General features: G+C 46.4%; 5 protein-coding genes and 1 pseudogene. 5 read left to right on the top strand and 1 reads right to left on the bottom strand.

The genetic code is table 11. The features are described 5' to 3' along the window. The first annotated feature begins 463 nt into the window (after nucleotides 1–463). From E1919_RS17285 to E1919_RS27360, 3 genes and pseudogenes are all read left to right on the top strand, one after another. Nucleotides 464–1,570, top strand: a complete 1,107-nt coding sequence (locus E1919_RS17285; protein WP_162054662.1) for a Gfo/Idh/MocA family protein — start codon at nucleotides 464–466, stop codon at nucleotides 1,568–1,570. A gap of 72 nt (nucleotides 1,571–1,642) precedes the next feature. After that, a pseudogene (locus tag E1919_RS28260) lies at nucleotides 1,643–2,152 on the top strand (IS1 family transposase); the annotation flags it as partial. A gap of 185 nt (nucleotides 2,153–2,337) precedes the next feature. Continuing rightward, a complete protein-coding gene (locus tag E1919_RS27360) occupies nucleotides 2,338–2,478 on the top strand; it encodes a hypothetical protein (RefSeq protein ID WP_202915931.1) in 141 nt (46 codons plus the stop codon). A 178-nt stretch (nucleotides 2,479–2,656) separates the two neighbouring features. Here E1919_RS27360 and E1919_RS17270 read toward each other — a convergent pair whose 3' ends face one another. Further along, complete coding sequence (locus E1919_RS17270) at nucleotides 2,657–4,468, bottom strand: adenylate/guanylate cyclase domain-containing protein (RefSeq protein WP_162054660.1); 1,812 nt, start codon at nucleotides 4,466–4,468, stop codon at nucleotides 2,657–2,659. A gap of 536 nt (nucleotides 4,469–5,004) precedes the next feature. On the opposite strand from E1919_RS17270, the gene E1919_RS17265 reads away from it, so the two are divergent. After that, nucleotides 5,005–6,441, top strand: coding sequence for an FAD-binding oxidoreductase (locus E1919_RS17265; protein WP_162054659.1), 1,437 nt, complete (start codon nucleotides 5,005–5,007; stop codon nucleotides 6,439–6,441). A 112-nt stretch (nucleotides 6,442–6,553) separates the two neighbouring features. Next, entirely contained in the window at nucleotides 6,554–6,940 is a 387-nt protein-coding gene (locus E1919_RS17260) for a cupin domain-containing protein (protein ID WP_162054658.1), read from the top strand. Nucleotides 6,941–8,395: the final 1,455 nt, after the last annotated feature.

Here is an 8,395-nt window from a genome sequence, read left to right as displayed (position 1 = left end):
AGTGCCTCTAGGACTACTTTGGCCTTGAAGACCGCGCTGAATTTCCTTCTTGTTCCTTTCATTGTTCCACTAAGTTAAATGTTATACGTCAATTAAAGTAGTGGCCCTAAATCAAGGGAGTATTATATCCATCTGTCACCATTGCATATCCATACAGATAATGATATAGGCTCTGTACAGTTGGTACATATTAAATCAAGGCAGAAATAAATATCTTAAACTATCTGCGCCTCAGTAAACTCAGATTTTCTAAGGCAATTTGTTGCGTTTTAGTTCTCTAAATCGCCCGTTTCCTATACTTTAACTGGCCTGGTTTACCGGGGGGAGGTCATAACTGACATACAGCTAAATGTTAACCCTTTTCGTATGGAAACATCAGGTTTTATAATTAAACTAGCAGTAGATATAACTCCGGTAGTTTAAAAAAAATATCTTCACCTATATAAAACAAAAAACGGAAGCCATGACATTTACCTCCTCCCGCCGCGACGTCCTAAAAAGCCTTGCGTTAGGTACTACCGCCGCTCTTTTTTCACCACATGCGCTACTGGCGGCCACACGCCAGCAAAAAGACCGCCTCGGTGTGGCGCTGGTAGGCCTGGGCTACTACAGCACCGATCTGTTGGCACCGGCCCTGCAGCAGACGAAGAATTGCTACCTCGCCGGCATCGTGACGGGTACCCCCTCTAAGGCCGAGGAGTGGAAGAAGAAGTACAACATCCCCGACAAAAACATATATAACTACCAGACTTTCGACCAGATTGCTAACAACCCCGATATAGATGTGGTGTACGTGGTGCTACCCCCATCTATGCACCACGAGTATACCGTGCGGGCAGCAAATGCCGGTAAGCATGTGTGGTGCGAGAAACCAATGGCCATGACGGAACAGGAATGCCGCGAGATGATTGAGGCATGCAACAAAAACAAGAAGAAACTGGCCATAGGCTACCGCCTGCAGCACGAGCCCAATACGCAGGAGTACATGCGTATCGTGAACCAGAAGCTGCTGGGTAAGGTGAAGCAGGCAAGCTGCGGCGCCGGCTACCGCGAGAACCGCACAAACCACTGGAAGCAAACAAAGGAATTGGGCGGGGGCGCGCTCTACGACATGGGTGTGTATGCCATACAAGGTGCGCGACTGGGAACAGGCCTGGAGCCTACCGCCATTGCATCGGCAAATATCTCCACTACGCGCCCTGAGATATACACTAACGTTGACGAGACAACAGTGGCAAAGCTAGAGTTTCCAGGTGGTGTGGTCGCCGACATCAAGACCAGCTTCGGTGAGAACATCAACTACCTGAACATCGCCTGCGAGAAAGGTGACATCAAGATGGAGCCGTTCCAGAGTTATGCCGGTATAAAAGGCAGCAGCCCGCTCGGCATAATCTACCACCCGTACGAGGTGCCGTGGCAGCAGGCAAAGCAAATGGACGATGATGCCATGGCTATAATGCAGAACAACCCGATGCTGGTGCCAGGCGAGGAAGGCCTCCGCGACATCCGGATAGTGGAAGCGATCTATAAAGCCGCAGAGTCTGGCCAGCGCGTGAAAATACAGGGTTAGGATTAATTCCTACATACATCAGGTAAGCTAACGTTCTTTTTGTACATTTTCTATGCTGCCACGTGGCGCATTATGAAGGTAGTGAGAAAAGGCGTAAAGCGCACGGGCAGGCAGAACTTTCTGTGCCGTGGGTGCGGCAAGCTGTTTCAGCACGCCTACCAGAAAACTGGCTGCCGACCGAATGTAAAACTGCTTGTGCTGCATATGCTGGTGCGCAACTGCAGCATCCGCGACATCAAGGAGGTGACGGACGTGCAACGGCAGACCGTGTGCAGGTGGCTTGACCAGCAGGCTGACCATTGCCAAGTCCGGCTTCGGATAAATACCTATGAATCAGTATAGATAGATGAGGTATAGACTTTTGTCGGCCAGCGCAGGAAGCGCAAAAGGTGGCTGTTTTACGCCTATGCCCCGGAGACAGACGAGGTGCTGGCCTGGAACTGGGTAAATCGCAGCTACCACACCGTGAGAAGGCTTTACCGGCAGAACCAGTCATTGGACATCGGCTGGCTATGTACCGATGAGTGTCCGGCTTTTGGAAAAGTGCTGCCCCAGGAAAAGCACCTGGTGGGAAAGGCCTACATTGCCTGACTCACGGCTGTAGACAGCGCAAGCATTATCAACGATGAGTTTGAGCTAATCGCTTTCGGTGCCAAAATAAGCCGACCAGTCGGAAGCTGTCCGGTGGAGCAGATTGTGGTGACCGAGCCGGTCGTCGGCTCTGAAGCCACTATTGTTCGTCCAACACATAACGGGGGACCCAGCACATGTCGGCGGCACAGTTCGTGCATGATCAGCAGGATACCATCGCGCTGGTAGCATCACAGGATGGTCGCTTTACAGCTTTTGCCTGGTCACCGTGCGAGGAAATGGTCCAGGCACATAGGATTGACACGCTGTTGATGTAAGAACTTAATTCATTTAGACATAAAACTGTCGCTGTCAGGATATTCTATCACTCGTTTTCTCTGGAACACCAATACTATCTATCACACTCCGGAAACGTGCATTCTTTCGAAGTAAAGCCGGAACAGAGGGTTCCTTTTTGAGGATAACTATAATTGGATCATGCTCATTGTAAGCCTTTTACAGGTAAAGTAATGCCTTTTCTAAATTGCCTAGCCAGTCGGCAGATAAGCTTAAATGAGTACCGGCTATATATTCTGTCATTGCTTTCGTTTCCAGTTCATGCATCAGTACTTCTGCTTCTTCTTTGTTCCCGATACTGCAATGAACCCAAATCAGACAACTTACCACGTGTTGATGCCGGTTTGAAATCTTAAGTAAATAGTTAAAAGTTTCAAGAGCCTCTTCATAACGCTTTAAACCCCAGTAAGCAAGACCAGCTATACGATGGGCCAGGAATGAGTTGTTGTCAAGTTCGATGCCTGCTTGAGCAACAGTGAGCGCTTCTTCAAATTTTTGTTCAATATAGAGCGTCCACGATAAATCAGCATACACAATGGCACTCAAAGGGGCTAACTTCACAGCTAACCTACCCTGCTTTTCCGCTTCATGAAACCTGCCCCGGTGGAAGGCTAGATATGACATGCCATATAAGGCCCGCGTTTGGGCAAATTTAGGATTCCTTTCTATGGATTTCGCGAAATTTATTTCTGCTTCCGCCCAGTTCCATTCAAGCACTACATAATAACTGGCCAGGGTACAGTAAGACTCACAGCGGGAATCATCCAGCTTTATAGCTTTATCTGTCGCTTGTTTCACTTTCGGCATTACCTCAGTTCCAGGAAAATAACCATAAAAAGATCCTAATACATGCGCATCTGCATAACCTGTATATGCCAGGGAATACTCCGGGTCAATGGCAATAGCTTGCTTGAAATACTCCAAACCTATCAAAATGGAGCTTCCACGCCTGTTTATTTGAAACATGCCTTTCAGATACAACTCATAGGCCGCTGCATTTTGAGTTGGAGATTTGGTGACAAGTTCACGGTCGTTCTCAAAAAAAGTTACTTTTAACTGATCCGTTATAGCCAGTGCTATCTCATCTTGTATGGCGAAAATGTCATCCATGTTCCTGTCATACTTATCTGACCACAGATGGAACCCGTCTGAGGCATTGATTAACTGGGCAGTGATGCGCAGCCGGTTTCCCTGCTTCCGCACGCTGCCCTCCAACACGGTGGTCACGCCCAGTCTTTTCCCTACTTCCCTCAAATCTACTTTTGCTCCTTTGTACTGAGAAGAAGAGGTACGGCCGGCCACTTGCAGGTCCTTTAAGTGTGACAGCGAGTTAGTGATTTCCTCGGCTATGCCATCACTGAAATAATCCTGTTCCGGGTCATTGCTCATGTTTACAAAAGGCAACACGGCAATGCTCTTCGGCGGGGCTGCTTTTTTTGTTCTATGCATCAGCCACTTTGGCTCATCTTGCCTGCCGTTCGGGTTCACTTCGTACACCCGGACACGCTCTTTTACATTTTTGAGTACCTCATCGCCCACCAGTCTGGTGACTACGCCTTTGTTGTTGGCCACATTCTTATACACCTGCTCTGAAATCAATATACCGCCCTCTGGCGCCAACGTCTGCAGCCGTGAGGCGATGTTGACGCTATCGCCGAAAACATCATTGTCATCAAATACCACGTCCCCCAGATGGATGCCGATGCGAAGCTTCAGATCAGTTAAACCAGCGCAAGCCTGTTGAATAGCGATGGCACTCAGCACCGCATCGGCAGCGTTAGAGAAGCTGACCAACACCCCGTCTCCTAGTTCTTTTATCAGCCTTCCTCTATGCTTCTGAATAAGTGGTTGCTGCAGTTTGCGGTTTCTGTCTAGAATCTTAAACGCCTTCTGCTCGTCATTGCCCATCAGTGCTGTGTAGCCGACAATGTCAGTAAACATAATAGCAGCCAACTGACGGGATTTAGGCATCTGAAAAGGTTAAAAGGTTGAACATGATGTGTAGGTAAACAAAACCCCTACTAATTATTTAACGTGATTAACCACTGCTTGATAAGATAATATTGATTTAGTTTATCATGCTTTGCTCCTATGCAGGCCGCAACTGTTCCACTTTATGTAATTCGATACCTGTTGTTACCTGCATCCTCGTCCCTTCAAGGCTGGTCTAAGGTGCGTCATTGCCCAAACTCCTCGTCTTATTGCGCACCCACGTCTGCAGGTCCCCCACCACGTCTAACTTATCAGTAATTTCAAGACACAGCAGTGACTCGATGATATCCGCATCACGACTTCATGTGCTTACTTTAAACTATCACTATTTATATAAAAAAATACCTTGTAGTTATTTTATAGAACAATTTAGTTCATTATAAAATTGTTAACGTACAATTATAGATGTACCTCTGGATCTTCTCTAAAAGGTCCGCCTGTTTATAGTTGCCTCTACCCTTAGTCAATTTTACTTAAAAGTAAAAATCTTATCAACCCATATAAAGTAGGTAATAATGAGCACGTATTCAATAGGCAGGCTTGATGGGTCAACCATTGCGCTTTCGGAAGAGGATGTTTCCAATTTTTCAAAAAGCCTTCACGGCGAACTCCTCACCCCCAATTCTACACAATATGACGAAGTTCGGGCAGTCTGGAACGGTATGATAGACCGTCGCCCTGGCTTAATCGTGCGCTGCAATGGAGCAGCAGACGTTATCCGGGCCGTCAACTTCGCCCGAAATCACGAGCTGCATGTTTCCGTGCGCGGCTGCGGCCACAACATTGCAGGAAGCGCTGTGTGCGACGGAGGTCTAATGATTGACCTTAAACCCATGCATGCTGTCCGTATTAATGCAGTAAAGTGTACTGCGCGCGTGGAGCCAGGTTGCACACTGGCGGACTTTGACCATGAAGCACAGGCTTTCGGGCTCGCCACACCAACTGGAATTAACTCCACTACCGGGATAGCAGGGCTTACCCTCGGTGGCGGCTTCGGCTGGCTCAGCCGCAAGTACGGCCTCACCATAGACAACCTTCTCTCTGCCGATGTCGTGACAGCCGACGGTCAGCTAATGCAGGCAAGCCAGGATGTAAACCCCAACCTTTTCTGGGCCATACGAGGTGGCGGCGGTAATTTTGGAATCGTCACCTCGTTTGAGTTTCAGCTTTATCCGGTGGGCCCCGAAATTCTGTCCGGGCTTATCATTCACCCCTTCGAGGATGCAAAGCAGGTACTGCAATTCTACCGAGAGTTCACGTCCGGTTTGCCAAACGAAACTGCTGTGTGGGTTATATTAAGGTTAGCACCGCCTCTCCCATTCATACCTGCCGAATGGCATGGCAAAGCGGTCGTAGTGCTTGCCGCCTTCCATGGAGGCGATTTGGACGAAGGTGAGCGCATTCTGGAACCCTTGCGGAGCTTTGGTAATCCTATTGCCGATGTGATAGGACCGCACCCTTATGCCGGATGGCAGCAGGCCTTTGACCCGCTACTCACAGCCGGAGCACGCAACTACTGGAAGTCTCATAACCTTGATGCGTTGAGCGACGGACTATTTGACGTGATTATTAACTATATCAACGAGATCCCATCGCCTCACACTGAAATCTTCCTGGGTCTGATGGGTGGGCAGATGAACCGTGTAGGAGAAGAAGAAACAGCATACCCTCACCGTAGTTCAGACTTCCTGATGAACGTACATGGCCGGTGGGAAACACCTGCCGAGGATGAAGCTGGCATCAGTTGGGCCCGTAATTTGTTCCGTGACACAGCAAATTTTGCAACGGGCGGTGTTTATGTCAACTTCCTGACGGAGGAAGAGACTGATCGTGTCCGGGCTGCCTACGGGCCTAACTACGAGCGTCTGGTAGAAGTAAAGACAAAGTATGACCCTGCCAATCTCTTCCGGACTAACCAGAACATTGTTCCCAGCACTTTAACTTCGTCCTGATGTAATACTTAAGTAGTAATCAAAGATCTTAACTTAAAAAGAATGAATAATTAAAACACGAATAGCCTCCCCACATTTATATATCTATCCAGAATAACTAATAACAACAATTATGAAAGTTTCAAAAGACAATATTGAAGTCAAAATGGAGATTCCCGGAGCTACTGTTCGCCAAAGAACTGATTTTGGTGATGCTAGCGGATATGGTAAAATCAGCGGGGAGTATTTTAGTCTATCTGCAGGAGTAGATACAACCCCTTTGTTTATCGGGCTGGAAGGCAACTTGTGTCAATGCCCTCACTGGGGATATGTTTTAAGTGGTCAAATTACTACAACAAACGTTGATGGTATCGAGGAGAGTGTTAATGCAAAAGACTTATTTTACTGGCCTCCAGGACATAATGTAAAGGTCAATCAAGATGCAGAAATCATTATGTTTAGCCCTCAGAAAGAGCATACGCATGTAATCAATCATATGATTGAGATGGTTAAACAATAAAATCTGCGTTACCAAGTGTGAAACTTCCCACCCTCGGCAATCGTGGTTGAATTAGCTTTATGTTATTTCAAAAACGTATTCAAGCGTTCATAGCTAACTCCAATAAGGGGGTATAAACTTGATAGAAAACTACGTAAAAAACTGCCGTTTTTTTACAGGACGAGGCACGGCTATGCTGCGGCTCAGAAACAGGTGTAATATAAGCCTCTGCCACCTCTTGTTGAAAAGGAAGAGCCGGACGAAGTTATAATGTCAACTTTGGGTAGAATAAACAACATTCACGCTTTTAACATAACCTTCCATATCTGTAGTCTATAAGCTCCTTTATGTTCAATAGAATGCAACCTTTAGCTATATGCGCTTGACGTTTAGAGATTTGTATATGACATGTAGTCGTTAGGCCAAACAAGATCAATGGCATACAGTGTCTGTAGCAAGTGCACGACCTGCCAATGTGCCTAAGGTTCTAATGTCTCAGCGTACTTGTTTTATACTTTAAACTTTCCTGCACCGCACAACTCACTTGGTTAGTATATCGACCAACGGATGCATTGGTGTTGAAATCTCCCCGACAATTGGAAAATCCGCATTGTAATTTTAATGGCAGAATGCGATGTTGTTTTCCCTGAATATATCCGTCAAGTCCTATATGCAACAAAATCAACAAGGAATTGATGCAGTTCAGCTGACAGTTGTTCCCAAAGGCTCACCAGTTTTTCCTGTTCCCGGGAATCTGCCCACAGTGAATTAGATCCAGGGGAAAAAAAGTAGTGTGATCGGATAATGTGCAGATTGACAATCACCCTGAGGTTGGATCCGATAGTTCAATTTATCGCATTGTGCATGAGTTTGAAGGGATCGGCCTGTTTTTTGCCGTTATCATCCCAGAACTGCACTTCATCTATGGGCAACCTGCTGTGGTCAAATCCAGTGGAGCTGATAGTGTCGAAATTTGACCGAACAATAAACTGCTCTCTTTCAAGGCCTCTTTTTTCAGACGACGAAAGCCATAGACCGAGATTGACACCTGTTCGTATTTGAAATCCATTGGGTGTTCTGATAGTTAGTCCTAGACTTATTTCAACAAGAAAGAGAAGGAGGCCTATCATCATGATTGCTCTTGTCCTCATTTTTTGAAACTTTGTGTTCAATTAAGGAGGAATTTCATTGTCAATAAGCAGCTATGGTAGATATTATGTTGTTCAAGGGTCGGATAATCTGACAACACCTCAACAAGTAGTAGAAGCGCCTTTTTAATTAGATATTAGCTATACTCATTTTTAAACATTAGATGCGAATTGCCAGGATATAGATGAGACTGGACTACAAAGGTTGCATAGATGTAAAAAATATTCTGCAAGTATCTAAAGTGTCGCTTTTACTGGCGTATTCCTACCTCCTCAGGTGGTTGCAACATTTTAGATTGCATTTCACTAACCACAGCGTTAGAATATA

It is taken from the genome of Pontibacter pamirensis, assembly GCF_010015475.1.
Lineage (GTDB): Bacteria > Bacteroidota > Bacteroidia > Cytophagales > Hymenobacteraceae > Pontibacter > Pontibacter pamirensis.
The sequence above is the reverse complement of the archived record's forward strand: the minus strand, read 5'-3'. Positions and strand labels throughout refer to the sequence as shown.

Bases quoted from the DNA above. Each gene is read 5' to 3' on its own strand.
- E1919_RS17285 (WP_162054662.1), top strand. From the start codon at position 464: ATGACATTTACCTCCTCCCGCCGCGACGTCCTAAAAAGCCTTGCGTTA.
- E1919_RS27360 (WP_202915931.1), top strand. From the start codon at position 2,338: ATGTCGGCGGCACAGTTCGTGCATGATCAGCAGGATACCATCGCGCTG.
- E1919_RS17270 (WP_162054660.1), bottom strand. From the start codon at position 4,468: ATGCCTAAATCCCGTCAGTTGGCTGCTATTATGTTTACTGACATTGTC.
- E1919_RS17265 (WP_162054659.1), top strand. From the start codon at position 5,005: ATGAGCACGTATTCAATAGGCAGGCTTGATGGGTCAACCATTGCGCTT.
- E1919_RS17260 (WP_162054658.1), top strand. From the start codon at position 6,554: ATGAAAGTTTCAAAAGACAATATTGAAGTCAAAATGGAGATTCCCGGA.